Annotated in this window: 17 protein-coding genes and 5 pseudogenes; 17 read left to right on the top strand and 5 right to left on the bottom strand. The window is 69.5% G+C overall.

Annotated elements, in window-relative coordinates:
• Positions 1 to 247 precede the first annotated feature (247 nt).
• Both ACIRP7_RS23150 and ACIRP7_RS23155 read left to right on the top strand, forming a co-directional pair.
• Positions 248 to 436 carry a hypothetical protein gene (locus tag ACIRP7_RS23150; RefSeq protein ID WP_403662547.1) on the top strand — a complete coding sequence of 63 codons (189 nt, stop codon included), beginning with the start codon at positions 248 to 250 and terminating at the stop codon, positions 434 to 436.
• Between the two features lie 422 nt (positions 437 to 858).
• Positions 859 to 1,614: a beta-glucanase gene (locus ACIRP7_RS23155; protein WP_403662550.1), complete on the top strand. Its 756-nt coding sequence runs from the start codon at positions 859 to 861 to the stop codon at positions 1,612 to 1,614.
• A gap of 235 nt (positions 1,615 to 1,849) precedes the next feature.
• On the opposite strand, the pseudogene ACIRP7_RS23160 reads toward ACIRP7_RS23155, so the two are convergent.
• Positions 1,850 to 2,740, bottom strand: a pseudogene (locus ACIRP7_RS23160) (sigma-70 family RNA polymerase sigma factor); the annotation flags it as partial.
• A 549-nt stretch (positions 2,741 to 3,289) separates the two neighbouring features.
• Between ACIRP7_RS23160 and ACIRP7_RS23165 the strand changes: the two are divergent.
• Complete coding sequence (locus ACIRP7_RS23165; protein ID WP_403662554.1) at positions 3,290 to 3,664, top strand: peptidoglycan-binding protein; 375 nt, start codon at positions 3,290 to 3,292, stop codon at positions 3,662 to 3,664.
• Positions 3,665 to 3,773: 109 nt separating this feature from the next.
• Here the strand turns inward: ACIRP7_RS23165 and ACIRP7_RS23170 are convergent.
• Positions 3,774 to 3,983: pseudogene (locus ACIRP7_RS23170) on the bottom strand (rhomboid family intramembrane serine protease); the annotation flags it as partial.
• A 77-nt stretch (positions 3,984 to 4,060) separates the two neighbouring features.
• Between ACIRP7_RS23170 and ACIRP7_RS23175 the strand changes: the two are divergent.
• The 4 genes and pseudogenes from ACIRP7_RS23175 to ACIRP7_RS23190 form a co-directional block, all read left to right on the top strand.
• A pseudogene (locus tag ACIRP7_RS23175) lies at positions 4,061 to 4,703 on the top strand (nucleoside hydrolase); the annotation flags it as partial.
• On the top strand, positions 4,700 to 5,731 hold the full coding sequence (locus ACIRP7_RS23180; protein WP_403662557.1) for an ArsR/SmtB family transcription factor: 1,032 nt from the start codon (positions 4,700 to 4,702) through the stop codon (positions 5,729 to 5,731). The pseudogene ACIRP7_RS23175 and the gene ACIRP7_RS23180, both read left to right, overlap by 4 nt.
• Before the next feature lie 189 nt (positions 5,732 to 5,920).
• Positions 5,921 to 6,412: a hypothetical protein gene (locus tag ACIRP7_RS23185; RefSeq protein WP_403662560.1), complete on the top strand. Its 492-nt coding sequence runs from the start codon at positions 5,921 to 5,923 to the stop codon at positions 6,410 to 6,412.
• Between the two features lie 57 nt (positions 6,413 to 6,469).
• Positions 6,470 to 6,652: pseudogene (locus tag ACIRP7_RS23190) on the top strand (alpha-amylase family glycosyl hydrolase); the annotation flags it as partial.
• Positions 6,653 to 7,506: 854 nt separating this feature from the next.
• Here ACIRP7_RS23190 and ACIRP7_RS23195 read toward each other — a convergent pair.
• Together ACIRP7_RS23195 and ACIRP7_RS23200 are read right to left on the bottom strand one after the other, a co-directional pair.
• The gene (locus ACIRP7_RS23195) at positions 7,507 to 8,016 is read right to left on the bottom strand and encodes a hypothetical protein (protein ID WP_403662563.1); all 510 of its coding nucleotides are present in this window, start codon (positions 8,014 to 8,016) and stop codon (positions 7,507 to 7,509) included.
• 313 nt (positions 8,017 to 8,329) lie between these two features.
• Positions 8,330 to 8,533, bottom strand: a complete 204-nt coding sequence (locus ACIRP7_RS23200; protein ID WP_403662566.1) for an FG-GAP repeat domain-containing protein — start codon at positions 8,531 to 8,533, stop codon at positions 8,330 to 8,332.
• A gap of 643 nt (positions 8,534 to 9,176) precedes the next feature.
• Here ACIRP7_RS23200 and ACIRP7_RS23205 point away from each other — a divergent pair.
• Positions 9,177 to 10,361 (top strand): type III polyketide synthase, encoded by a 1,185-nt coding sequence (locus tag ACIRP7_RS23205; protein ID WP_403662569.1) that lies wholly within the window; start codon positions 9,177 to 9,179, stop codon positions 10,359 to 10,361.
• Positions 10,362 to 10,502: 141 nt separating this feature from the next.
• Here the strand turns inward: ACIRP7_RS23205 and ACIRP7_RS23210 are convergent, their stop codons facing one another.
• Positions 10,503 to 12,665 carry a SpoIIE family protein phosphatase gene (locus ACIRP7_RS23210; RefSeq protein ID WP_403662572.1) on the bottom strand — a complete coding sequence of 721 codons (2,163 nt, stop codon included), beginning with the start codon at positions 12,663 to 12,665 and terminating at the stop codon, positions 10,503 to 10,505.
• Positions 12,666 to 14,070: 1,405 nt separating this feature from the next.
• Here ACIRP7_RS23210 and ACIRP7_RS23215 point away from each other — a divergent pair.
• From ACIRP7_RS23215 to ACIRP7_RS23255, 9 genes and pseudogenes are all read left to right on the top strand, one after another.
• A complete protein-coding gene (locus ACIRP7_RS23215; RefSeq protein WP_403662575.1) occupies positions 14,071 to 14,340 on the top strand; it encodes a hypothetical protein in 270 nt (89 codons plus the stop codon).
• Between the two features lie 1,610 nt (positions 14,341 to 15,950).
• Positions 15,951 to 16,100: pseudogene (locus ACIRP7_RS23220) on the top strand (IS5/IS1182 family transposase); the annotation flags it as partial.
• A 149-nt stretch (positions 16,101 to 16,249) separates the two neighbouring features.
• A complete protein-coding gene (locus ACIRP7_RS23225; protein WP_403662577.1) occupies positions 16,250 to 16,459 on the top strand; it encodes a hypothetical protein in 210 nt (69 codons plus the stop codon).
• Between the two features lie 326 nt (positions 16,460 to 16,785).
• Entirely contained in the window at positions 16,786 to 17,769 is a 984-nt protein-coding gene (locus ACIRP7_RS23230; protein ID WP_403662580.1) for a carbohydrate ABC transporter permease, read from the top strand.
• A 14-nt stretch (positions 17,770 to 17,783) separates the two neighbouring features.
• Positions 17,784 to 18,617 (top strand): carbohydrate ABC transporter permease, encoded by an 834-nt coding sequence (locus ACIRP7_RS23235; RefSeq protein ID WP_403662583.1) that lies wholly within the window; start codon positions 17,784 to 17,786, stop codon positions 18,615 to 18,617.
• 118 nt (positions 18,618 to 18,735) lie between these two features.
• On the top strand, positions 18,736 to 20,085 hold the full coding sequence (locus tag ACIRP7_RS23240; RefSeq protein WP_403662586.1) for an ABC transporter substrate-binding protein: 1,350 nt from the start codon (positions 18,736 to 18,738) through the stop codon (positions 20,083 to 20,085).
• Between the two features lie 54 nt (positions 20,086 to 20,139).
• Positions 20,140 to 21,219 carry a LacI family DNA-binding transcriptional regulator gene (locus ACIRP7_RS23245; RefSeq protein WP_403662589.1) on the top strand — a complete coding sequence of 360 codons (1,080 nt, stop codon included), beginning with the start codon at positions 20,140 to 20,142 and terminating at the stop codon, positions 21,217 to 21,219.
• A gap of 127 nt (positions 21,220 to 21,346) precedes the next feature.
• A complete protein-coding gene (locus ACIRP7_RS23250) occupies positions 21,347 to 23,965 on the top strand; it encodes a carbohydrate-binding protein (RefSeq protein WP_403662592.1) in 2,619 nt (872 codons plus the stop codon).
• Positions 23,966 to 24,066: 101 nt separating this feature from the next.
• Positions 24,067 to 26,199, top strand: a complete 2,133-nt coding sequence (locus ACIRP7_RS23255; protein ID WP_403662595.1) for an alpha-galactosidase — start codon at positions 24,067 to 24,069, stop codon at positions 26,197 to 26,199.
• Positions 26,200 to 26,277 lie beyond the last annotated feature (78 nt).

Below are 26,277 nucleotides of genomic sequence, written 5' to 3' on the forward strand. Positions count from 1 at the left end.
GCGCCGCCCAGGCGGACGCCAAGGCGTGGACGGGCCGTGACCCGGAAGAGGACCGACACCGGAAGCGCCAGGATCAGCGTCGAGAACCCGGCGAATGGTGGCCAACGGGGTGCGGGCGCCCTGGCGTTCGAAGCCGGCGACGGCAAGGTCGCGTCCCTGCTCGGTATCGCCGCCTCGGACCGGCTACGACAACGTGCTCTTGTCGTCCGAGCTGCCCTTGACCGCCTCGTGAAGGACCTCGCGGACCGTGGCAGACGTGGTATCACGCATGATCCACTGCGCCGGCACGAGCCACCCCGGTCCCAAGGCCCCTCTGCTGCGGGGTGAGACCTGCAACACGTCAGCCGGATCGAGCGGTGGCTCCCACCTGGTGGGCGTCACCACCACCGACGAGGAACTCGCGGGCGGACAGGCCCCCATGCTCTACGCAGCGTGAGGTGCAGCGGGCCGTAGCCGGGTCAGCGCACGGTGGCACGGACCCGGAACCCAGCGGGTCCGGGGCGGCGTTCGCCGCAGAGTCGAGCGGGAGCGCCTTGGGCCATCGTTTTTGTTGTTCACCCCGGCGCGCTTCTTGCGCTCCGGGTCGGCTGATTCGGTGCCGCCCTGCACCTCGGCTCGTGGCGTGCCCGCGTCCAGCTGCCGTTCCGGTGGCCGACACCCCGGTCAGGCGCGGCAGGGCACGCGACAGCTGCGGACGCTGTGACGGGGAACGCCGCGCCGGTTGGGCGCGCAGTGGACGGCGCTGGATCTGGCCCTGGCGTGACCGGCCGCGCCCACAGCGGTTCGTCACCCGGGAGGCTGAATTGCGCGTCGTGTGTGGGCGGATGGCGCATGGCGGGGGGCGGGTCAGGAGATGCAATGGGGGCGGGGTCGTTTCTGACAGCAAGGAGAGCGCATGTGAGTGCTGTCGCGTTCAGCGCCGATTTCTCCTCGGACCGCCAGTGGGTTGCGGGCCGGTCCTGGGCCTATCCGGACGGAGGGCCCACCAACCCCGGCGACAACAAACTCGATCACCTCACGGCGGACTCCGCCTACTCCCGGCTGGGTACGTTCAGGGCCCGGCGCAGGGCGGACGGCCTGTGGGACGCCGGACTACTGACCACCGAGGGAAGCGCCGAGGGGTTCATGGTGCGCACCGGGGACCACCTGGAAACTACGGTACGGCTGCCTACCGAGCTGGGTGCCTGGCCTGCCATCTGGACCTGGCGGGACGGCGGCAACGAGGTCGACGTCTTTGAGTACCACCCCGACAACCCTGACCTTCTGGAGCTGACCAACCATGTGGGGCAGGGCCAGAGTTACATCCGTCACGACGCGGTGCGTCCGGGGGCCGTCCTCGATCTGGGCGTGACCTTCGGACGGCGCAGTGTGGTGTGGACCCTCGACGGCGAGCGGATCTTCGCCGACGGACGGGGCGTGGGCTCTGGCTGGCAGGCCTACCTCATCGTCAACCTGTCGGTGTGCGCGGGCCGTTACCACCCCCCACCCGAACCCGAGACTCTCGAAATGTCCTACGAGGTGCGCCGTCTCGTGGTCACCAGGCCCCTCGGGGGCCGTCTGACGGACGAGCCGTCCGAGGACTGGCCCGTGGACGGCCCTGCGGAGGAAGCCTGACCCGGATCGCGCCCAGGTGAGCACGGGGTGTATGAGGGCTCGACGTTGGTGACGCTCTCGCGGAGGCGTGCTGCCGGCGGCTTTCCGGCGGCAGCACTATGCGGCCGGTGGTAGTCGTAGTGGATGTTCCGCACTGTGATCGCGGCTGACCGGGCGTCCTCACTGGTGAACTCGCGGGCGTAGAGGACTTTGCGGCCATGATGCGCTGGTAGCGCTTCTCCCTCCTGGTCCTGGACGAGGAGTCCTTGCTCGCGTAAGCGAGGCCGGAGACGCTCCCGGTTGCGCCGCCGCCCGTGAAGACGGTGGTGCCGTTCGCCTTGATGACTGGTGAGGAGCCGCCATAGGTCGGCACACCCACTCGTGCCGTCGTTTCCGCTCGGGGAGGTGAGGGTCAGTGTCGCCTGGGAGCCGTCGCGGGTGATGCCCACGCTGATGTCGCTCTTGACGGTCGGTGTCACCGTGTTGATCCGCGTGAACGTACCGGTTTGCGGGACGACGTCGTACGTGGTCCAGCCGGGCTTGGTGGGGCGCACGCCGGCTGCGTACGCGGACATGGCGTACAGCGGGCCGCCGTTCCAGACGTGATTGTCAGTGCCCTGACTTGTTCCATATCTCCCGCAGCGTGTAGCAGGTGGGGTCAGCCACCCGGGCGGCGTAGCGGTTACGCATGCGCTCCTCGGCGACGCCGGCCGCTCCCATCAGGTAGAGCGCTTCCAGGACGTAGAACTCCATGTAGGGGCTGGCGTTGAGGTGGCTGCGCAGCACCTCGGTGATCGCCCGGTAGCGCGACGGGATCGGTTCCTGGGCGTTCTCCTCCAGGGATTCCACAGTGAGCCCAGTGCGCCCTCTGCGCCACCGGTCACGGATCTGCCGCACGATGATGGCGACGAGCCAGGACCGGAACCGATCCGGTTGCTCCAGTCCGGGCAACCCGTCCAGGACCCGCATCATCGTCTCCTGGACCACGTCGTCGACATCGCTGTGCCCGTTCAGCGCCCGCCCGACGATGTTGTAGACCAACGGCAGACAGTCCCGTATCCGCTGTTCCGAAGCCTGCCGGTCCCCGGCCCGCGCCGCCATGACGACGGCGATGTCCGGCGGGTTCCTGCGTGTCCTGCGAGCGCACCCCGCCCCACCTGTTCCGTCGCCTTGCCGATGTCCCGAGGGCGACAGTGTGTCAGGAGTGAATCCGGAGGAACTGCCTGGGCCGCTTCTCAGGTGCCGCCCCACGACCTTCGTACGCTCCGTGTTTTCCGTTGTGCGCGACGCACCGGAGCGTCGCCTGTGCGTACGGCTCCCCGCCTCTCCGACCCATGGTGCCCAGCCCTGAGGCCCGGCGTCCGGGAGAAGTCCGGGCACTTGCCCGTACGGTGCGTCGGGTTGGAGGGCCGCCGCTCTCGCGAGCGGTGTGAACACTGTCCCGTTGCGCCGGCGTTGGCAGGCGAGGTGTCGTTGACCTTCTGAAGCCCCAGAAGGTACGCGCGTGGGTGCTCGGGAGCGTCATGGGCGGGCAGATGCCCGGCGGACGAGCGCGGTGCGACCGGGGCCGAGGAGGAAGGGCAGCAAGGCTCCCAGGGCGGCACCCGGCCCGACAGTGGTTCCAGCCGAGCACCCGCCCGCGGCGCAAGCGGGAGTGCTCCGGTCCCACCGCAGGTATCTCTACAGGGGGAAACAAGTGATCCGTAAGCGAATCGTCTCGCTGATGGTGGCCGCTCTCGCGACTGTGGGTGTCGCCGGCGCGCTGCCGCTGGCCACCGCGGCACCCGCCCAGGCCGCGATCATCCCCGGCTACTGCGAGTACACCTCCAGCGAGCCCCAGCTCTCCTACGCGCCCAGCACCTACAAGGTCGCGGTGAAGCAGACGCAGTGCGAGCTGAACTGGGCCATGAGCGGCGACAACCTCACGGTGGACGGCTATTTCGGCTCGAACACCCGGGCTGCAGTCGTCAGGTTCCAGCGCTGTGTGGGCATCAACGACGACGGGATCATCGGGCCCATCACCTGGGGACAGCTCAACTACTGGGCAGGGACGAACAAATACGCCTGCTGACGCACCGCGCAGCACTCCCCGCCGCCGAGGCGGCGCCGCATCCTTGCCGCCGCCTCGGCGCGTGGCGGCACCCCTGTCCGCGGCCCCACGACGCGCGCCCCACCGAGGCCGCCCGGCGCCGGAAGACGAACGCCGCCGCCACTCCTGCCACCAGGCCCAGCAGGTGGCCCTGCCGGCTGATCCCCGACTACGTGGGCGCCAGGCCCACCAGGATCGACGTGCCCCAGATCGCCGCTATCAGGAGACCGACCAGCACGCCCAGCGGCCTGCGCTCCACGAACCCGGTGATCAGCAGGTGGCCGAACAGGCCGAAGATCACGCGCTCCGGCGACAGCCCCACCCGACCGGCGGGCATACACCGTGAGCGGTCCACCCCCGCGCGTGGGTGATCGTGTCGTGCTGGAGCGGGCCGGAGCCGGGGACATACCCCTCGCCCGGGGCGCCGAGCGGCCGTTGATCGAGGCGGCGCGGTCGACGCGGCATGTGCACGGGACGGACGGAATCCCCCGCCCGGTCACCCTCGTCCCCACCGCCCCGCTCACCAACATCGCCCTGCTGCTGCGCACCCACCCGGAGGTGACCCGGAACATCGAGCGGATCGTGTTGATGGGCGGCGCGGTCGCCACCGGCAACGCGACCCCGGTCGCCGAGTTCAACGTCTGGCACGACCTCGAGGCGGCCGCCGTCCCGCTCACCGCCGCAGTGCAGATCACCATGTACGGCCTGGACGGTCTTCCAGCGGGTCGTGGTGCCGTGGGAGGAGGTACGGCGGCTGCGCGCGAGCGCGGAACCGGGGGCCAGGCTCGCCGGGGAACTGCTCGCGCACCGGCCCGCCGCCCCCGGCCGGGCCGGGGACGACGATGCCGCCGACGGACGTGGCGTTGGACGTGGACGTGGCGCGGTACGTGAAGCTGTACCTGGAAACCGTCGCCTGCGGGCGGCCCCAAGCCAACTGAAAACACCCTTGTCCGCATCCAACGGGACGGGTGACGCTCATGGGGCAATCCCGAACCATCGCCCTCACCACCACCCCCGATGACCGACCACCATCGGAGTGAACTCCCCATGTTGCGCGTGCACTTCACGCCCGACGACATCGCGCGTGTGCGCGTCGCCGCCGGACCGGACCACCTCTGGGAGATCGTCAACAGTTTCCAGGCCCTGTTCGAGGGCGGTGACGCCCTGTCGTTCGGGCCGTGGCGGCAGCTGGTGCGGCCCCGCCTCGGCGGCCCGGCGGACCGGCTGCTGGCCGGACTGCTCCCCGGGCGCGGCTACTTCCCGGACTTCCTCACACCCACCCCGGGCAACGGCCGCGAACTGGCCGCCGCCCTCGACACCGTGCTCGGCACGTCCCACACCGCCCTGCGCCGCGACCTCGCGCTGCTCGCCGCCTCTCCGCACCGGCGTCGCCCGTTACCGGACCTGGCCCGGTCGCTCGCCGACGGCGAACCCGAGGCACTGCGCCGGCTGGGCACCGCCCTGCATGGCCACCACCGGCGGGCCATCGCCCCGTTCTGGCCGCAGATCCGCGCCCAGGTCGACGCAGACCGGGCCGCCCGCGCCCGTGCCGTGCTGGCGGGCGGCACCGACGGGCTGCTGGCGAGCTTCGGTCCCGTGCTGCGCTGGCGTCCGCCGGTGCTGGAGGCCGACTATCCCGTCGACCGCGAAGTCCGCCTGCAGGGGCGGGGGGTGGTGCTGCAACCCTCCTTCTTCTGCACCCGCAGACCCATCACCCTGGCCTTTCCCGCGCCCGACTGGACGCCGGTGCTGGTCTACCCGATCGAGCACACCCCGGACTGGGTGAGAGGCGGCAGCCCGCACGGTACGGAGCTGGGCGCGCTCCTCGGCCGGACCCGGGCCGCGATCCTGGAGGACGTCGTCACCGGCCGGACCACCGGCGAACTCGCCGCGCGGTTCGGCATCTCCGGCGCCGCCGCCAGCCAGCACACCGCCGTACTGCGCCGGGCCGGCCTGCTGCTCAGCGTCCGCCACAGCAAGTACGTCGTCCACACCATTACCCCGGCCGGCATCGCCCTGCTCGAAGCCCGGCCCGGGCCGTCCGTCTAGCGGGGGCCGCCGGAAGCAGGAGTCGTCGCCTCTGGCGGGCAGGGCGGTGTCCTTCACGTGCCGGATCACCGGCAGGAAGGGCGACAGCCAACCCTGAAGCCACGGCTTAAACGTGTGGTGGGGCAACGGCGGACGCGGACAGCCTGGTGTGGCCCAAGTCGCCGTTTTTCACAGGGGGTTGAAGACAGAATGCGCGACAAACGATCCATCATCGGGCTCCTCGGCGCGCTCGCGGTGGCGCTGGCGGCCCTGTTCGTCGCGGGGCCGGCCCAGGCCGCTCCGCAGCAGGCCGAAGCCAAGGGCGGCCACGTGCTGGTGCTGCCCGCGGCACCGGCCGGGGTGACGCCCAGGTCCGCCGCGGCGAACTCGCCGACCACCTCGCCGGCCGCCAGCAGGGTCGTCCACGTGGCCAGCGGCAGCACGGTCAGCTGCACCAGCGGCAGCCTCTGCACCGCAGCGTGGGACCCCACGACAGGTGACTGGAAGGTCTTCTTCCTCTACAACTGCGCCCGGTACTCGCTGGCGTACTGGAACGGCAGCGGCTACTACGTCGACTCGCAGACCGGCGGGGTCACCTCGTACTTCTACGGTCAGAGTGGCAACGTGCTCAAGCAGTTCACGCCCGACAACACCGTGTACAGCTACGACTGGACGCCGGTCTGGTCCATCCGCAACTGCTGACCCACGGGGGGACACGCGTACGCCCCGGCCGTCCACGACGGCCGGGGCGTACGCGTGTCCCCGAAGGACCCGGACTGGGAGCACGAGGAGGTCCGCGCTGACTTCCGCACCACCCTGCGCTTCTGGTCCGACCGGGGTGTGGACGGCTTCCGCGTCGACGTGGCGCCCGCCCTGGTGAAGGGCCTCGCCGAACCGACCGTTGTGTGGCGCGCCCACAGCGCACCACAACGGGCCACGGAGCCTCTCCAATCCGCCACAGCGCGCTCCCTACCCAGGCCACAGCTTCCCGACGTCTCCTACTGGCAGTAAGCAGCTCAGTCGGGACAGGCCCCCCAGTCAGGGCAGGCCACGGACCGCCGATGGCCGTTCCCCCGTACCGATGACCCGAGCGTGCTGGGCGGCAGCCCAGCCGAAGGGAGGGCCCGACTCCGTGAAACCGGGTGCCTTGGACACTGTCGTCTGCGACGTGGGCGGCGTGGTCATCAGAAGAAGTCCAGAGGTGCTGGGGCCCTTGTCGTGCTCCCTCCAACGCGACTGCCCGGCTGCACGACGACCTGGCATTTCACGGACTGGCGGACCTGTCGGATCGGGGGTCTTCTGCTCGGCCGAGATGGGGCTGGTCAAGCCGCATCCACGTTGCTTTCGTGAGGCCGCGCAGCGAGCGGGGTTCGCTCTGGAAGACGGTGGCCCTAACCGCCGTTACCTGCAAAGTCTGTCGCCGCACCGCAGGACGCAGGCGGTCGACGCCTACAGCGGAAAAACCGCAGGACTGGAGGTGCGCCTGCCCACCGGCGCCACCACAGGGCGCAGTACCGACGGCTGCCTGGCGGAGACGGAGGGAAAGCTCTACGGCGGCCTCGGAAAATGGTTGTGGGCCAAGGCGGTAACCAACTCGCTCGCGTCGATCCGCCGGGCCAACGTCTTCGCCGATCCACAGTTCCGCGAATCCACGCGGCAATGGGCAGCGTGCATGCGCCAACACGGTCACCGCTACACGGATCCGAGCCAGGCCCGCGCGGCATTCGCCTCAGACAAGACCAAGGACCAAAAAGAAGAACTGCGTACCGCGGTCGACGAGGCGCCGTCAAGGCACCTCAGTGCGAGGAACGGCAGGTGTTGGGGTGGGCGATGTCGAGGACGAAGCGCTCGGGGCGGTGCAGCTGCTTCGTCGTGTAGGAGGGCTTGCTGTCGAACGCGGCCCCGAAGGTGACGACGCCCTCGAAGTCGCCGGTCAGTGCGAAGCCCTTGAGTTTCGGCAGGCTCAGCTTGATCAGGCGCGGGCCTTTGTAGACGTTCCTGCCCGCGTTGTTGTGGGCTGCGGCTGGGGAGAGCTTGATCTCCAGGAAGTGCTTCCCGGCCAGCGGGACCTTCTTCCCCGAGCTGTCGTAGCGGAGTTCCTTGACACGCGTGACGGTGGTCGGCGGCAGTTTGCCCTTCACATCGATGACGACCCGGTCGAAGGAGCAGTGACCGGCGATCCTGGCGTTGACGGTCAGACTCGTGGACGGTGCCGGGGACGTGGCGGCGGCAGAGGCCGACGCCGCGGTGCCGGCCAGCAGGAGTGCGCTCGCGGTGACGGCCATGAGGCGATGGCGGGTGTACATGACGCCCCCCTATGAGACGTCGGGGACTGGTGGTCACAGTATGAGACATATGTGAGGGTCATACGGTTGCACGCTTTGGTGAATGATTCTCATGTACTGAAGTGCGACCGCCGACCTCGATGATCGCCGGCATAGCCCGCGGTCGGCACAGACCCGGGTGATCTGCGGCTGGGTGAGGCGCAGCCGCCAGAACACGTCGCGGGCAGCGTCGCGGTCCCCCCTCCAGGACGGCGCGCACATCCTGGGGCTCCTGCGGCATCGCCACCAGTACGAGAAAACCGCCACTTCCTACGAAGCGGCGGTCAACCTCGCGTCATTCCTGTTCTGGGAAAGATCCGGTTTTCGAAGACGATCCCTGGAAGAGGCCCTTGTAGCCCTGCCGGCCGGTGGCGATGCGCGTGCGCGCCCCGAACGATCCCTGGCCGTCGCCATTGTTGCGCCAGATGTTGCCCGCGCTGTCCCGCGAGACCAGGTCGGCCTTCCCGTCGCCGGTGATGTCGCCGACGCCGACGATCACGTTGTAGGAGCCGCCCCAGTTGGAGAAGACCTTCGCCCGGGCGCCGAACGTGCCGTTGCCGGGGCCGTAGTACCGGTACAGGTTGTTCGCCGTGTCCTGCGCACCAGGTCGCCGATGCCGGTCGGCAGGTCGCGGGCGGGCTCGCGCAGGTCCGGTTGGGACCGCGACCGCTGTCGGGGCTCTTCCCCGGCCCGTGAATTCGACGTACTTCTCGCCCGCTCCTCGCGTTCCGTACCAGGGGCACCCTGGGTTCGACGAAGTCGTACAACCGCGTTTCAGGACCCGGGACACCGCGCCTATGGGTGTGGGGCTCTACGGATCGGCACCACCGGCTCCTCGTCGTGGAGGACAGCCAGGCCGTGGTGAGCCGCGGTGGCGGTGATGGCGAGGTCCAACGGTGGCATGTCAGGCCGCGCGGCACCGCGTCGGCCCCTCTGCGGCAGTGTGCGCCGTGTCACGCATCGCAGAACCTCCCAAGTTGCCCAGATCACAGCGCAAACGCCCCTCTGGCATCCATGCTCGAAACGGACATGGAGTCCCTAACCGGAGCGCACTGCCATGGACTTGGGTGAATAGCTCACAAGTGATCTATGGCACAGCGTCCGTGACCATTCGTCTTGTTCTCTGTAGAAAGGCGCCAATCATGACCGCTTACCTGTGCCCGCCTGCCGTGATACACGGCAAGCACGCCGTGCGGACCAGTCAGATTGTGGACGAAGTGCGCGGTCGGCACCCGAACGCGACGTGGGCGCCGCGGATCGACGGCATCGCGGCCAGTACGGGCATCGAAACCCGTGGCTGGATGCTGCCGTTGGAGGCCGCCGTCGCGCCCGGCAGCGGAAGCGGCCTGCCGGCCGCCGGCATCGGGTCGGCCCGAGAGGCGCTGGCCGGTGACGGGTTCACCGAACAGGACGTGGATCGCGTGATCGCTGCCCTTGAGGCGATACCCGCGCCGCAGACCGTCCAGGAACGCACTGCGCCGGCCTGGTCGGCGGTGCAGTCCTACGGTGAGCGTGCGGCGCGCGGGGCCCTGCAGATCGCCGGGCTGGACGCCGCGGACGTCGACTGTCTGATCACCAGTCACTCCACCACCCCGGCGCTGCCGGGGCTGGACGTCTCCCTCGCCAACAGACTCCCGCTCCGGCGCGACGTGCTGCTGCTGCCGGCCACGCAGTGGGCGTGCATAGCCGGGACCCGCTCCCTGGCGCTGGCGGCGGATCTCGTGGCCGCGGACCCCGACCGGGTGGTGCTTGTCGTGATCGCGGAGGCACTGAGCACGACCTACCAGCCCATGGACGACACTCTGGAATCCCTGATCGTCCGGTTGCTGTTCGCGGACACTGCGGTCGCCACGGTGGTCACGGGCCGCCCGAGGCCCGAGTCGACGCTGCGGCTGGACACCGCCTGGCACCACACTCTGCCCGGCACCCAGGACCTGCACCGCCTGGAGACACGGGAGGACGGCACCCACTTCGTGATGGACCGGCGCGGGCCGCGCGCCGTGCAGGAGACGGTCACCGCGATGTGGGAGTGGTTGCGCCTCCGATACTCGGACGACCCCGGCTCCTGGCACCCCGACGTTCTGCTCGCCCACCCTGGCGGGACGCGTGTGCTGGAGTACATGGAGCAGACGATGCCCGACGGGTGGCCGTCGGGGCTCCTGCGCTACAGCCGGGACAGCTACACCAGCGGCAACCGCGGAGGGGCCGCCGTGTTCGACATCATGCGGAGGGCATACGACGCCGGGCAGAAGGCGGGCAGCCGTGCCGTCCTGTACGCGGCTGCCCCAGGCCTCACGGCCACCGCCCTGGAAGGGGAGTGGCTGTAGCGCGGACTCGTGCCCCTCGTAACGCCGGTGCCGCCGCCTGGCGAACAGCTCCCGCGCCGCCCGGTCGGCGCCCCGTCACCATCCGGCCGGAGCCTCGCCATCAGCCCGCTGACGCCTCATCACTGCCCAGCCGGCACCCCGTCACCCCTCGACCGAAGCCCACACCACCTTTCCGGTGTCCGTCCACCGCACCCCCCACCGGGTGGTGAGCCCATGCACCACGTGCAGGCCACGGCCGGCGTCGTCGAGGAGCCCGCCCGGACCCAGCCGCGGCCTGCCGTTGCCGGTGTCGCCCACCTCGCACAGCAGCCCGTGACCGGTCCTGATCAGCCGTACCGTGATGGGTCCGCCGGCGAAGCGGACCGCGTTGGCGACCAGCTCGTCGACCACCAGCAGCACGCTGTCCCTGGTGTGCTCTCTGGCGCTCCACGTGCCCAGCAGCTCGGAGACCAGTGTGCGGGCCCGGGCGGCCGCGTCTCCGCGGGCGGGCAGACGCCACGTCGCGGTGTCCTCCTTGCGGTAACCGATCATGCGGGCGATCAGCAGAGTCACGTCGTCGCGCCGACGCGTGGGCGCCACCGCCGAGACGACGCGCCGCGCGGCATGGTCCAGGGCGTCCCACGGGTGCACCGAGGACATGGCGTCCGTCAGCCTGTCGATGCCCTCGTCGATCGACAGGGCGGGATCCTCCACCAGGCCGTCGGTGTAGAGGGCGAGCAGCGAGCCCGGGGGCGCACGGAACGCGTGCACGTCGTACGGCTCCCGCAGCGCGAACTCGGCGCCCAGTCCGGGGTGGGGGCGTATCGCGACCGGGCTGGCAGGTCCGCCCAGGGGTACCAGGACCGGGGGGAGATGGCCGGCGCTGGCCACCGCCACGTGGTGGCTGACGGGGTCGTACACGGCGATGCAGCAGGTCGACCCGAGGGCGCTGTAACCGGCCGCCAGCCCCGAATCCGCGTCGTCCAGCAGCGACACGGTCTCGTCCAAGTGCTCCAGCACCTCGTCGGGCGCCAGCCCCGCTGACAGCAGCGCGCGGGCCTCCATGCTCAGCTGTCCCATGGTCGCCGCGGCGCCCAGCCCGTGCCCGACGACATCTCCGACCACCAGCGCGGTACGGCCGTCCGGCAGCGGAAAGCTGTTCACCCAGTCGCCGCCGACACCCGCACTGTCGGGGGTGGCGGGCTGGTAGACGCTGGCCGTCTGGATGGTGTCGCCGCTGGACCGTGGCAGCAGTCGGCGCTGCAAGGCCAGTACCTGCGTGTGCTCGCGCTGGTGCTGACGGGCCAGATCCACGTGGTGGGAGGTCCTGGCCACCAGTTCCTGCAGGTCGAACAGGTCGCTGTCCGCGAAGGGGCGGTCCGCCCGCCGCCAGACCTCCGCGACACCCAGGACGACGGGCGGCGTGCCGTCCAGGACCAGCGGTATGCACACCACGGCCGACGCCTGGTCGCCGGGCACCAGGGCACGTACCAGCCGAGGACTGTCGAGCACCCGTTCGATCGCTTTGCGGTCGGGTATGACGATGGCCTGCGCGGCATCGTCTCGCCGTATGGCTTGCGACAACAGTCGACTCGCATCGCCGGGAAGATCGTCGCCCGGGGTCACGTAGCCGTCGGGCCACGCCCGGTCCGGCACCAGGGCTGCCCGCCGCAGCCGGAGGCGCCCCTGCGGCTGCTCGGTGACCGCCTCACCCGTCCACACGGCGAAGTCGAGGTCGACGGCGGTCGCGTCACCCCAGGCCAGCAGGGACTCCGCCAGCGACTGCGCGGTCTCGCCGATGTCCAACGAGGTGCCGATCGCGGTCTCGGCGGCGTACAGGTGCAGCCTCCTGGCCATGGCGATCAGGGAGACGGTCAGGCCCTCCTGAGGCGCCGCGGCGGCCAGGATGCTCATCGAGACCACCAGCTCCGACCCGTCGCCGCGTCGCAGGCGCTGGACCCGGGCGACGTGCGGCTCACCGGTCTCGAGGACCTGCCGCAGGCGACGGGTGACCGTCGGTACGTCCCAGGGAGGCAGGAGATCGACGAAAGGGCTCCCGGCCACGGCCTCTACCCCCGCGAAGACCGGGGCGTCCAGATTGGAGCGGGTGATTCTCAGATCCCGGTCCAGATTGACCGCGCCGAGGATTTGCTCCTGACCGGCGGGGGTCGGGTTGTCGGATACGTCTCGGCGGGCGGCGTTGTCCCCCTGTGGGTCGGCGGAACCGGCGGCCGCTGCCGCTCCGTCGACTGGCATGTACTGCCCCAAAGCGCTGCTGACCATGTCGAACGGTGACGCAGACGAGGGGGGTGGGGTGGAGTCCATGCGACTCTCTCAGCTTGCTCGCCGACCCCGGCACCACGTCGGAGCCGTACCAGAACCCGGGCGACAGAGTCCCGGGATTCATGACCGCAAACCTCATTCAATAACACCCGGGGCCGCTACGCCCACACCAGCGGGCCGCACGGTGACACGGTGGCAGTCGACGACCGCTGTTCCTTCGCAGTCGTTCCGTGGTCGTCGCCGCTCTGTACCGGCACGCCGTCGAGGCTGAGTCGCATGGAGGCTGCGCACCCTCGGTGCGGGACAGGCGGACGTCGATCGACAGCGCGACCCCTCGGCAGTGCGGGAGAAGAGCGGATCGCCTCAGGAGGGCGCTGCGGCTGCCACCCTTGACCTCGATCAGCCAGTACAACTCCTCCGTCTCGTGCAGCCCCCACAGGTCGGGCAGTTTCTTCTTCGGATCCTTGAACGTGTCGGACAGGGCGGAGTTCGAGGTGCTAGGTCTGGCCGAGGCCCAGCAGCGATCGGCAGGCCCACTCGGTGGTCGGCGGCATTCCCCACGCCCCGCTCGGTGCCGTGCGCGTAGACCGGGTTCCAGGTCAGGCGCGGGCCCTTGGCACCGGTACGGCATGCCAGGGCTCCACGGGGTGCTCGCCGAGGTTCTGGGACCGCAGTGGGAGTGATCGGCTGCCCTCCGGGACAGGGGTTCGGCGCGGGTGGTCGGCGAGACGATCGCCGCCGCCGCGCGGCACCAAGCCCTGTCGGCTGATCCCGTCGACGGTCGGCCCCCACCGTTCCGAAAGCCCCGACACCACGATCGTCGAGATCGGTGGTCCCGACGCGGACGGGCTCGCCAGGTACCTCCTCAGCCTGATCACACCCCTGCGAGTCCGCTCACCGGACACTGTCCGGCAGGCCCTGCTACGCCGTACCCAGGAACTCATCGAGGACAACGCGAACGGTCAGTCCCGGTAGGCGCAGGGCAGGATCGTCGTTGCAGCCGATTGCGGCCATGGCTTCGTTCGTGAGTGTGCACAGCGCATCGACACCGATTTCGGGAGGTGTCCAGCCTTCGAGACGGGCGCGCGATGTTCGCGCGATGGGACAGCAGCATCAAAAGCAGCTGGGTCGTACGCCGTGCTCTGGCGTACGTTCGGGCCTATGAGGCACGCCCTGAAATGTCGGCCGGTGGCCCAGTGAGCGGCTGATGGACCTAGTTGGAGGAACGGAGCCGCCGAGAGGTCGATGCTGACGTGCTGCGCGATCGCCGACTGGCGGCGGTCAGTTCCGTCTGGAAGGCACTGCGTCCGCTGGGGGTGGGCCTGCACGAGGCCGAGGGAGTGGTGCACGCGCGGTATGAGGCCCTTGGCGATCGAGTGCAGCGCACATGCCGGATCCGATCGACCTCCCCTCACTCGCAGCCTGCGCCGCGGCTCTCCCGGGCCGTGTGACGGCGGTGGAGGCGCTGTGGGATGGCGAGACGGTGCACGACTGGTTCGTGCTCCTGGTAGCGGTCTTGGACGGCCCGGACGGGGAGGGGCACCCGGCCACTGTCTACCACCGCTCGGACGGCGTTCCCGCAGGCGATGCCGCCGCCAAGGCCGGCCGGGCGCTGGCCAGTCACCTTGGTGTGCCGTTCCATTTTGCGTCTCCGGACATCCCTGATGACGGCGCCCCGCGCTGGCGGGCGGTACAGGGGCTGGCGGAAGGGCCGTGACATGGGAGCCATGGGTGGAGCGAGGCGACCTCAAGACGGCGGGGGTTGATTGTCCGCGTACTCGCCCGATCGGTATCGCCAGCTGTACGAGATCGTGCGTCCGTGCCCCGAGCTGGTCCCCTCTCACCGCAGAGGCCCTCCCACCGCGTCCTCGACGCGACGCCCAGGAGATCAGGGAGTTCGCCCAGACGCTGGCCGGCCGCCTTCAGCCACGACGACCTCCCCGAGTTTGAGCAGCTCTGCATGTGCCTGAACGCAAAGTGCTGCACAGGCCAGCCCCCTGTTGCTGTGTGCCTTGCCTGCGCCCGTGGAAGCTCAGTGGTGCATACGGGGGAGATCGGGGTGGAGGTAGCGCCAGTCCAGGGCAATGTTGCGCAGTGCCTCGCTGACCACGGCCTGGAGATCGTCGGCGGCCACACGTTCGGCAGGAAGGGTATGAAGGCGGTGCCTCTTCCGTGAGTGCCGTGTTTTTCGTGGCGCCGTCGGAAAGCCGGAAGCAGCACGCCTCCGCGAGATCGTCACCAACATCGAGCCCTCATACAGCTGCCCCAGAATCGCCTGGCGGCAACATCTCGGCGCCGGTCGCGAGAAGACCTTGGGGGAAGCCGATGGCCTCGCCTGCGCCCACGACGACTTCCGGAAGCATGAGCGCGCCGGCGCCGACCAAGAGAACCCTCTCCGACGCCGCCAGCGACGTCGTTTTCCTCGTGGTGGGTTCCGGCGGAGTCGACGGATCAGGGGTGTGGGGGCGGCGGGCTCACCTCTTTCCGTGCATGACCTCCCGCCGTGCTCAGCGCCAGCCCAGGGCCGGAGCGACGTGGGTCAGGATGACCCCGTGCAGTGAGCGCCCGCCCGGCTCGTTGCGCAAGGTACGCGCCTCCCGAGCGGTCGTCCTGGACTCGTGGCCGTGGGGATGGTCCGGGCGGTGGGTCGGCATCCGGTGGCTCGGGCGATTCGTCGCGGCCGCCGTGGTGGTGGTCGGGGGCTCGTGCCGTACTCGTTCGAGGTGTCCCAGTCCCGCTTCGGCGTCGGTGCCTGTACCCGGGAGCAATGTCGTCGATGCTGCGGGTCACCGCCGTGAGCGGGACTGTCCAATCAACGGTGTGACCAGGCTTGTTGAGGTCAGTGGCGTGCTGCGCTGAGTCGGCTGTTGAAGGTGATGTCGAAGGCAGGGCGGTCTTCCAGCGGCCATCGTGATGCAGCAGCTCATTCCCGCACGGCGTTCGTACGGGTCAAGTGCCTCCTTGGTCGGAGCACAGGATCAGACGGAGGCCGTGTTCACGTCGCGGGAACCCTCGTACGAGCGAGTGCATTCACTTTGCAGTTCGAGGGCAGGCGGAGCTTGCGGGCTGCTCAGCTCGGCCAGGACTCGGTCTCGGCCTGGTGAACCGTTATGCAGCGCACGGTGTGACATACGAGGGTGTGACCATGCCCTTCGAGCCGAGTTCGCATACACCGCGCTTGCCAGGGAACGATTGTCGCCCTGTAAAGCCTTCAGACTTGCGAGGCGACGGGTTCGCGGGTGGCTGCATAAGAGGGCATCTGATCTAGGTAGTTGGTGTTCTGGGATGGTTTTGTGACTGGTGGTGTTGGCGGTCGTTGGATGAGGCGTGAGTGCTCGTCGTCCATACCGCAGTGACGCGTCCGACGCCCGCTGGGCCTTGATCGAACCGGTCTTCAATGCCTGGCGGGCGAGACGAACCGGACCCGGAACGGCAGCTCGCGTTCACGATCTGCGAGAGATCGTGAACGCGATCCTTTAGGTCAACCGCACCGGGATCCCGTGGGAGTACCTGCCGCACGACTTCCCGCCGTACAAGCCCGGCTGCATCGTGCACTCGGACCACGGAACGAAGTGCCCCGCTGACCAACTCCGTCGGGAAGTACGCCGGCTGGGCTGCGGCAGAGCATGGGACGAACCGGCTCGTGCTACGGCAATGCCGCGGCCGAGAGCTTCTTCGCGCTGCTGAAAGCGGAAATCGACACCCACCGCCGGCCCGACCGGACCACTGCCCTCGGCGGGACCGTCGAGGCGGCCCCGCGCCCCGAGATCGGCTGGGTCGACATCGACACCGACGACCCCGCCCTGATACCGCCCGGTCCCTACGCCCCCAGGTGACCATGAGGTCGGAGCGGAGCGCAGTCGACTCGTGGCGGAGTCGTGGCGCCGGGCTTCGGGACGAGCGTGCTCCTTCCCGCCCGCGGGGCGCGGCTTCCTCCGTGGCCCATGCCGGGGTCGGCGGATCCCCACCCGAAGTCCGTCGCGAGGAATCCTCACGACACCTCTTGACGAGTGATGCGTTAGCGCTAACACTTCACTCACATCCAGCAGCGCAGTATCGCGCAGCCGCTCCGTGAGCCCCACCTCCAGCGGCTTCTGCTTCCCCATGCTTTCCCGGCCGGTGTTCCAGCTGCACCGGACGAGCCGCCCGACGGAGCGTAAGTGTGATCGATAACATTCCTGCCACCAAGCCTTTTCCGGGGGGTGACGGCAGCCGCCGTCACCCGACCGAACACCCGCCGTCGTCCGCGGCTGGGCACCGCCGCAGGCGGGGCCGGATCCGCGCCACCCTGGAGGCGTACCTGCTCCTCGCGCCGAGCCTCGCCGGGCTCCTGATGTTCCTCGTGGCGCCCATCGTCGGGGTCGTCGTCATCAGTTTCTTCGACTGGAACCTGATGGGCACCCCGCGCTTCGTAGGGCTGGCGAACTACCGCGAGATGATGGGCGACAGCGAGGTGTGGCGTGCGATGCGCAACACCGTGTACTACGTGCTGCTGAACATCCCCGCGCAGACCGTGCTCGCGCTGCTGCTCGCCCTCGCGATGAACCGGAAGCTCCGGGGCCTCAAGGTGTTCCGGGTGCTGTTCGTCCTGCCGTGGATGGCCATGCCGGTGGCCCTCGGCATCGTCTGGAGCTGGGCGTTCGATCCGCAGCACGGCGTGGTCAACCAGTTCCTGGCCCTGTTCGGCGTGGACGGCCCGGCGTGGCTGTCGTCCACCGGTTGGGCGATGCCGGTGCTGGCCTCGGTCAACATCTGGCAGTACACGGGCTACACCATGCTGTTCCTGCTGGCGGGCCTCCAGTCCATCCCCGAGTCGCTCTACGAGGCGGCCGACCTGGACGGGGCCGGCACCGTGCAGCGCTTCTTCCGGATCACGCTGCCGCTGCTGCGCCCGTCGATGTTCTTCGTGCTGGTGACCAACACGATCGGCTCGTTCCAGATGTTCGACACCGTCTACGTGATGACCCAGGGCGGGCCGGGCGGCTCGACGGACACGATGAACTACCACATCTACCAGCAGGCGTTCCAGCTGTTCCGCACCGGCTACGCCTCGGCACTCGCGATGCTGCTGTTCGCCGTGATCCTGCTGGTGACGGCCGTCCAGCTCCTGTACTTCCGCAAGCGCACCATCTACGACTTCAGCTGAGGACGGCCACGACCATGTCTTCTCTCTCCACCGCCGTCCGCAGAACGACGCTGTACGGGATCCTCGCCGCCGGAGCGCTGCTGTCCGTGGCCCCGTACCTGCTGACGCTGAACGGCGCGTTCAAGCGTCCGGCGGACCTGCTGTCGACCGATGCCTGGACTCCCGCTCATCCGGCCACCTTCGCCAACTTCCAAGCCGTGTGGGGCCAGTACGGGATGTCGTCCTTCCTGCTGCACACCGTGATCGTGGCGGTCGTCGTCACCGCCGGTCAGGTGGTGTTCAGCGCGCTGGCGGCGTACGCGCTCGCCCGGATGGAGTTCCCGGGGCGCGACTGGCTCTTCTGGGGATACCTCGCCACGATGATGGTGCCTCAGATGATCACGCTCGTACCGCTGTTCCTGATGATGCGTGAACTCGGCCTGGTGGACACCTACGCGGGTCTGATCCTGCCCACCGTCTTCGGCACCCCGTACGGCGTCTTCCTGGTGCGCCAGCACTTCCGCACCATTCCGCACGACCTGGAGGCCGCCGCCCGCATCGACGGGGCGAACACGTGGACCATCCTGGTGCGGATCATGCTGCCGCTGAGTCGTCCGATCCTCGCCACCCTCGGGATCATCACGTTCGTCAACACCTGGAACAACCTGATCTGGCCGCTGATCATCACCAACAGCGACCGGACCCGGGTGATCACCGTGGGCATCTCCGCCCTCCAGGGCGAACACGTCTCCGACCTGCCGCACATCGTGCTGGCCGGAGCGGCCCTCGCCCTGCTTCCCCTGATCGCGGTGTTCCTTCTGTTCCAGCGACACATCGTGCGCTCCATCGCGCTGACCGGCCTCAAGTAGGCCGTCCGCCGCCGCGGCCCGAGCGGTCCGCGCCCACCGAAGACGTCACCGCCCATCGGCCCCCCTGATCCCCCCCCGCACCACCTCGCACCGCCCGCACCGAAAGGGACGCCCAACCATGTCCGCTTCCTCCAGAAGAGTCCTGGCCGCCACCGCCACCAGCGCACTCCTGCTCTGCCTCACCACCGCCTGCGGCTCGTCCGGCTCGGACACCTCCTCCTCCGGAGGCACCGTCACCCTGCGGTACGCCATCTGGGACGCCGTCCAGGAGCCGGCGCTGCAGAAGTCGATCGCCGTGTTCGAGAAGCAGCACCCGAAGATCAAGGTCAAGATCGAGCTGAACGCGTGGGCGCAGTACTGGAGCAAGCTGCAGACCCAGATGGCCGGCCGCACCGCGCCCGACGTCTTCTGGGACCACGTGGCGTACTTCCCGCAGTTCTCCCAGCAGAACGTCCTCGCCGACCTCACCCCGTACATCAAGGCCGACAAGCTGGACACGTCGATCTACGACCCCAAGCTCCTGACGGGCTGGCAGCAGGACGGCAAGCAGTACGGCCTGCCGAAGGACTGGGACACCATCGCCCAGATCTACAACAAGACCATGCTCGAGAAGGCGGGGCTGACGCAGGACGAGCTGGACGGCCTGTCCTGGAACACCACCGACGGCGGCAGCTTCGTCAAGGCGCTGCAGAAGCTGACCGTCGACGACAACGGCAAGCACCCGAACGAGCCGGGCTTCGACAGCAAGCACGTCAAGCAGTACGGGCTCGCACTCGGGTCGGCCAACGGCCAGACGGACTGGTGGGACGCGGCGGTCCAGAACGGCTGCAAGCTCCAGGACAAGGCGTGGGGCAAGTGGACCATCGACCAGCCGTCGTGCGTCAAGGCCGTCCAGTTCGTCCAGGACCTGCGGCTGAAGTACCACTTGGCGGTGCCGGCATCCGTCACCAACACCCCCAACGGGGCCTCCCTGCCGCAGGTCATGGCCCGCAAGCAGGCGGCCGTCGTGTGGGACGGCAGCTGGGACCTCAACGCCTACCAGAGCTCGATGAAGGGCAACTTCGGCGTCGCCGAGCTGCCCAGTGGCCCGGCGGGCAAGGGCACGGTGTACAACGGGCTCAGCAACGCCCTGTACGCGGGCAGCAAGCACCCCAAGGAGGCGTGGGAACTGGTGAAGTGGCTCGGGTCGCAGGAGTCCCAGAAGATCATCGTCTCCCAGGGGTCGGTGTGGCCGGGCATCCCCACGCTCAACCAGGACTTCGTGGCCGTGTGGCAGAAGCGGGGTGTGGACGTCAGCGCCTTCTCGAAGGAGGCTGAGGCCACGACCGTCGGCTATCCGCTGACCACGTCCTCGGCGACGTACAACGTCAAGGTGCAGGACGCCTTCAACCAGGTGTGGCTGGGTCAGCAGTCCCCGAAGGCCGCGGCGGACTCGGTCAACGAGGCGTCCAACGCGGCGATCAAGTAGGCAGTCATCGGCAGCAGGTGCCTCGACCCACCATCCACCCAGGAGCGCACGTACATGCGGAATCCCACCCCGGCGAGCCACGACGAGGAGCCGTCCCAGGACGGCGCCGACCGGCAGCGGTCCGTCAGTATCTTCGACGTCGCCAAGGCGGCCGGGGTATCCCATCAGACCGTCTCCCGCGTGATCAACGACCGCCCGAGGGTCGCGAAGGCCACCCGAGCACGCGTACTGGAGGTCATCGACGAACTGGGCTACAAACCCAACCGGCTCGCCCGGGCGTTGGCCGGGGGAGTGGTGCGCTCGGTGACGGTGCTCACCTCGGACACCACCCTGTACGGCGCCTCCCTCGCCCTGCGGGGCATAGAGGAGGCTGCCCGTGCGGCGAACTTCGCCGTGTCGGTCAGTGTCCTGGACGACAACTCCCCGCTGACGGCGGACGACGTCGCCGGTCGGCTCGCCCGTCCCGGGGAACCCGTCCTGGTGATCGCCTTCAACGCGGTCGGCGAACGGGCCTGGCAGGCGCTGCCCGCCGAGTTCCCCGCCGCCGCCGTGGTGGAGCGGCCGCGGGACGCCGGGCGGACCGGCAGACCGGAAGCCTGGCTCGACGACCGGACGGCGGCGGCCCAGGCCACCCGCTACCTGCTCGGCCTCGGCCACCGGACCGTCCACTACATGACGATCCCGTCCACCACGACCCGGGTCGGCCAGCGCGCCGAGGGCTGGCGGGACGCGCTCACCGGCGCCGGCCAACCTGCCCCCGAACCGCTGGAAGGCGGCTGGAGCCCGCGATCCGGATACCTGGCCGCTCGTAGCGTGGTGGCCGACCCGCGGGTCACCGCCGTGCTGTGCGGCAACGACGACCTCGCACTCGGTGTGCTGCGGGCGGCCCGGGAGGCAGGCCGGGACGTGCCGGGCGACCTGAGCGTCATGGGCTTCGACGACGCACCGTACGCGGCGTACACCCACCCCACCCTGACGAGCGTACGGCTGGACTTCGAAGGGCTGGGGCGCGGCGCCTTCGGGATGCTGCACCGGCTGCTCGATCCGGACAACGCCCCGGCGCCACCGCTGTGGGCCGAACCCGACCTGATCGTCCGCGAGAGCACCGGCCCGGCACCGCACCGGACCGCCTGACCGTTTCCGCCGGTTCATCGTGACTCCTACCACTCCGAATCGCTCCGTCTGCGGGGGATGTGAGCGATAACATCCCGTCCTCGACCCGTCCTCCCGCAGCGCCGCGGGAGGGGAAAGCCAGGTCCCCATGTCCCTCGTCACCCGCACTCCGGGCACTGTGCCCGGCCGCAGAAGAGCAGCCCTCACGGGCTCGCTGCTCGCCGTAGCCGCCCTCGTAGGCACCGCCCTCGCCTTGCCCCAGGAGGCGGCGGCCGCCACCCAGACGTTCACCGTCGACCTCGGTACGACCACCGGCACCGTCCTGCGCGGCTCGAACGGCGCGCTGTACGGTCAGAGTGACGACGGCGTCCCCAGTGACAACCTGCTGGCGCCGCTGAAGCTCACCACCGGCTCGCAGAAGCCCCCGAACGGTGCCCAGCACCCCAACGGGGACATCCTGGAGGTGGCCCCGTCGTTCTTCCGCAACGGCGGCGGCACGATGTACACCAACATCCAGGACGAGTACTCGGACTGGCCGTATCAGAACCTCGGCATCACCGACTACCTCACCAAGGTCGACGCCGCGGTCAACGCGATCAAGGCGACCTCGTACGCCGACAAGGTCGTCTTCGTCCCCTTCAACGAGCCCGACGGCATCTGGTACACCGGCGTCAAGAGCGGCGACGCCACCACCTACCAGAACGCCCTGAACAAGTTCGACTCCGACTGGAGCACCGTCTACGCCCGGATCCGGAGCATCATTCCCGGCGCGAAGATAGGCGGGCCCAACACCGCCGCCTTCAACAGCAAGTTCTTCGGTGACTTCCTGACCTACGCCAAGGCCAACAACCAGCTGCCAGACGTGTTCACCTGGCACGAGCTCGGCCCCGGCTCCCTCTCCGCCTACCGCGGCCACTACTCGACGTACCGCTCCCTTGAGAGCGCCCGCGGCATCAGCCCGATCCCCATCAACATCGACGAGTACGCCAACCGGCGTGACCTGTCGGTGCCCGGGCAGATGGTGCAGTGGGCCACGATGTTCGAGGACACCAAGGTCTACGGCCAGCAGCCCTACTGGGACGCGGCCGGCAACATGGACGGCAACACGGCCCGCACCAACAGCCCGAACGGCTCGTGGTGGTTCTGGCACTGGTACGCCGGGATGACCGGGCAGACCGTCAAGGCGACCCCGCCACAGGTCAGCGTCCAGGACACCCTCCAGGGCATGGCCTCACTGGACACCACCCGCAAGCAGGCCCAGGTGGTCCTCGGCGGGTCGGCCACCGACACCAGCGTGGTGATCAACAACATCCCGAGCGCCACGTTCGGCAGCAAGGTGGAGGTCACCGTCCAGGCACTGGACTGGAGCGGCTACGACGGCACGTCGGCGCCGCCGCAGACCATCTCCCGCGCCGCCTTCACCCCCTCCAGCGGCTCCATCACCGTCCCGCTGACCGGCCTGAACGCCATGTCCGCCTACCGCGTCACGGTCACCCCGAACGGCGGCGGCACCGCCGCCACGCCCACCGTGCCGGCGAGCTCCTCGTACGAGGCCGAGAACGGCACCGTCACCAGCGGCACGATCAGCACCCAGGGCACGGGCGCCAACTACAACACGTCGCAGCTCTACGCCGCCTCGGGCACCAAGGACGTCACCGCCCTCAACCAGGCGACCAGCAAGGTCGACTTCGCGGTGAGCGCCCCGTCGTCCGGCACCTACAACCTGACCATCTTCTACGGCAACCAGACCGGCACCCCGGCCCAGCAGGCCCTGCGGATCGACGGCGCCAACCCCAAGTTCGTCACCTACCCGGACACCCTGAACTCCGAGTACCGGGGCACGGTCACCGTCCCGGTGACGCTGAGCGCGGGCAGCCACACCATCTCCCTGGCCAAGTCCGACGCCACCCTGGGCACCGGCGCAGGTGACGTGACCCTCGACAAGATCGACCTGACGGCCGTGCCGGGAACCCCGGAGACCCTGTACGAGGCGACGTTCGCCGACACCAGCGGCACCCCGAGCTGGTCCTACGGCGATGTGGGCGAGGGCGGGACCGGCGCCGTCGTCCTGGATTCCAGTGACAGCACCACGTTCGACACCTACGCGCCCACCGACGGCTACTACACCGTGAAGACCGACTACGCCTCCACGGGCGGAACGGCCGCCCTGGCCCTGAACGGCACCACCGCCGCCACCCTGGCCAACTCCAGCGGCGCCGCGGCCACCGCGAGCAACCGCCTCTACCTGGTGGCCGGCATCAACCGGATCAAGGTCACCCCGAACAGCGGCGCCACGCTCACTCTGAAGGATTTGAAGGTGGCAGGCTCGGGTGACACCAGCGGCGTCACCAAGATCGAGGCCGAGAGCGGCACCCTGGCCGGCGCGGCCAAGGTCCAGTCGAACGTGTGGACCTCCGGCGGCAAGGACGTCGGCTACATCGGCAACGGCAGCGCCAACACGCTGACCTTCGGCAACATCAGCGCCCCGGCCGCCGGCCGGTACGCCCTGGTGATCCACTACGCCAACAACGACCGGGCGGGCACCGCCAGCTACAACACCAACATCGTGTCCCGCACCGCGCAGCTCACGGTGAACGGCGGCACCCCCGCCACGGCGACCTTCCGCAACACCTATGGCTGGAGCGACTTCTGGTCGCTGGGCACCACGGTCAACCTCAACGCCGGAACCAACACCCTGAAGCTCTCCAACTCCTCCTCCTACGCACCCGACATCGACTACATCGAGGTCGCTCCCGTGACCGGCTGATCGTTCTACCTCAGGGACCGCCGCCGATCCAGGCGGCGGTCCCTTCCCTCTGCGTGCCGCCGCACGTTCTCGCCGTCCGACCCCAAGCCCGAGAGGCCGCCATGCCGAACATCGCCCATGACCCCGAGCACCGGCTGTGGGTCCTGTCCGGACCCGGCTCCAGTTACGTGCTGCACCTCGACGACGCCGACCGACTGCGCGGCCTGCACTGGGGCCCCCGCTTCACCCTCGAACAGGCCATCTCCCTGCTCCGCTACCCGGAGCCCGGCCGCCGCTCCTTCGAGGACCCCGCCGACGGCACCCTCGACCTCGACACGGCAGGAGCCATGCGTTACGCCCACGCGGGCGTCCAGGTCCGCTTCCCCGACGGCGTCCGCGACCTCGAACCGGACCCGGCCGGCGAGGAGGTGGTCGAACACGAGGACGGCACGGAACTGGTGCTGCGGTTCACCGACCGGCACTACCCGCTCACCCTCGAGACGCGCTACCGCCTGCGCACCGGCACCGATGTCATCGAACGCCACCTTGTCCTGCGCCACACCGGCAGCGAGACCGACGGCGCGGTCACGGTCGTGCGCGCCGACTCCGCCACCTGGGTGCTGCCGAGGCTGCCCGAGTACCGCCTGAGCCAGGTGCGGGGGCAGTGGAACGCCGAGACTCAGCTGAACCGGACCCCGCTGCCCTACGGCGAGACCGTACTCACCAGCCGCCGCGGCACCACCGGACACCAGAGCAACCCCTGGGCCATGATCGACGACGGCGAAGCCGACGAGGTCCACGGCGGCGTCTGGTCGTGCGCTCTCGCCTGGAGCGGCAGTTGGCGGCTCACCGCCCAGCGGCTGTCCACCGAACGGGTCACCCTGTCCGCGGGCTTCGGCCACGACCCGGTCACCTGGGAGCTGCCGCCGGGCGAGGAGCTGGCCACCCCGGTCTGTGCGGGGGTGTACACCGAAGGCGGCTTCGGAGCCGCGTCCCGTCTGTGGCACCGGCACGTTCTGGACCATGTGCTGCCACACCCGGAGGAGCTGCGGCCGGTGCTCTACAACTCCTGGGAGGCGACCGAGTTCGACATCGACGTCACCGGGCAGATCGCGCTGGCCGAGAAGGCCGCGGCGCTCGGCGCCGAGCTGTTCGTGATGGACGACGGCTGGTTCGGCGCCCGCACCCATGACGCCGCCGGTCTCGGCGACTGGACCCCCAACCCGAGCCGCTTCCCCGACGGCCTCGCCCCACTGATCGACCGGGTGCGCGACCTGGGCATGCAGTTCGGCCTGTGGGTGGAGCCCGAGATGGTCAACCCCGACAGCGACCTGTACCGCGCCCACCCCGACTGGGTGCTCCACCACCCGCACCGCCGCCGCACCGAGCACCGCAACCAACTGGTGCTCAACCTCGCCCGCCCCGATGTGGCCGCCTGGCTGCACGGCAGGCTCGACGAACTGCTGTCGAAGAACGCCGTCGACTTCCTCAAATGGGACATGAACCGCCCCTTCACGGAGGCCGGTTGGCCCGACGCCGACGACGACCCCGACCGGCTGTGGATCGACCACGTACACCACCTCTACACCCTGCTCGACCGGCTGCGCGCCGACCACCCGGACCTGCGCATCGAGACGTGCAGCAGTGGCGGCGGCCGCCTCGACCTCGGCATCCTCGCCCGCACCGACCAGGTGTGGACCTCCGACAACACCGACGCTCTCGACCGCATCGGGATCCAGCACGGCTTCTCCCAGCTCTACCCGGCCCGGGTCATGGGCGCCTGGGTCACCGACAGCCCCAACCCCTACACCGGGCGCAGCGTGCCCCTCGACTTCCGCTTCCACGTCGCCATGAACGGTGTCCTGGGCATCGGCGGCGACCTGAACCGGTGGAGCGAGGCCGAACTGGCCCGCGCGGCCGAACTCGTGGTCCTGTACAAGCGCGTACGGCACCTCGTCCAGCTCGGCGAGCAGCACCGGCTGCGGCCCCCCGGGGACGGGGAACTCAGCGCGCTGCAGTACCTCGCCCCGGACGGCCGGGAAGCCGCAGTGATCGCCCTGCGACGGTCACGGCACTACGGACACCACGACCCGGCCCTGCCCCTGCGTGCACTCGACCCCGGCGCCCGCTACCGCGACACGGCCACCGGCATCGTGCACCACGGCGCCGTCCTGCTCAGCCACGGACTGCCCCTGGACCTCGCCGCGGACGACTACGCCTCCGCACTCGTCCACCTCGTCCGCGAGCCGGCCTGACGACGGCGCGCCACTTGACCGTGTCAGCGATCGAGTTCTGCCCGGACCGCCCACCTGGCCGGGCCGGGCGGGTCCGTC

It is taken from the genome of Streptomyces sp. NPDC102270 (assembly GCF_044766405.1).
Lineage (GTDB): Bacteria > Actinomycetota > Actinomycetes > Streptomycetales > Streptomycetaceae > Streptomyces.

What these genes read in the sequence shown, in the direction of transcription:
- ACIRP7_RS23225 (WP_403662577.1), top strand. Translation starts at nt 16,250, where the DNA reads ATGGGACGAACCGGCTCGTGCTACGGCAATGCCGCGGCCGAGAGCTTC.
- ACIRP7_RS23255 (WP_403662595.1), top strand. Translation starts at nt 24,067, where the DNA reads ATGCCGAACATCGCCCATGACCCCGAGCACCGGCTGTGGGTCCTGTCC.
- ACIRP7_RS23240 (WP_403662586.1), top strand. Translation starts at nt 18,736, where the DNA reads ATGTCCGCTTCCTCCAGAAGAGTCCTGGCCGCCACCGCCACCAGCGCA.
- ACIRP7_RS23185 (WP_403662560.1), top strand. Translation starts at nt 5,921, where the DNA reads ATGCGCGACAAACGATCCATCATCGGGCTCCTCGGCGCGCTCGCGGTG.
- ACIRP7_RS23155 (WP_403662550.1), top strand. Translation starts at nt 859, where the DNA reads ATGGGGGCGGGGTCGTTTCTGACAGCAAGGAGAGCGCATGTGAGTGCT.
- ACIRP7_RS23235 (WP_403662583.1), top strand. Translation starts at nt 17,784, where the DNA reads ATGTCTTCTCTCTCCACCGCCGTCCGCAGAACGACGCTGTACGGGATC.
- ACIRP7_RS23205 (WP_403662569.1), top strand. Translation starts at nt 9,177, where the DNA reads ATGACCGCTTACCTGTGCCCGCCTGCCGTGATACACGGCAAGCACGCC.
- ACIRP7_RS23210 (WP_403662572.1), bottom strand. Translation starts at nt 12,665, where the DNA reads ATGGACTCCACCCCACCCCCCTCGTCTGCGTCACCGTTCGACATGGTC.
- ACIRP7_RS23180 (WP_403662557.1), top strand. Translation starts at nt 4,700, where the DNA reads ATGACCGACCACCATCGGAGTGAACTCCCCATGTTGCGCGTGCACTTC.
- ACIRP7_RS23195 (WP_403662563.1), bottom strand. Translation starts at nt 8,016, where the DNA reads ATGTACACCCGCCATCGCCTCATGGCCGTCACCGCGAGCGCACTCCTG.
- ACIRP7_RS23250 (WP_403662592.1), top strand. Translation starts at nt 21,347, where the DNA reads ATGTCCCTCGTCACCCGCACTCCGGGCACTGTGCCCGGCCGCAGAAGA.
- ACIRP7_RS23245 (WP_403662589.1), top strand. Translation starts at nt 20,140, where the DNA reads ATGCGGAATCCCACCCCGGCGAGCCACGACGAGGAGCCGTCCCAGGAC.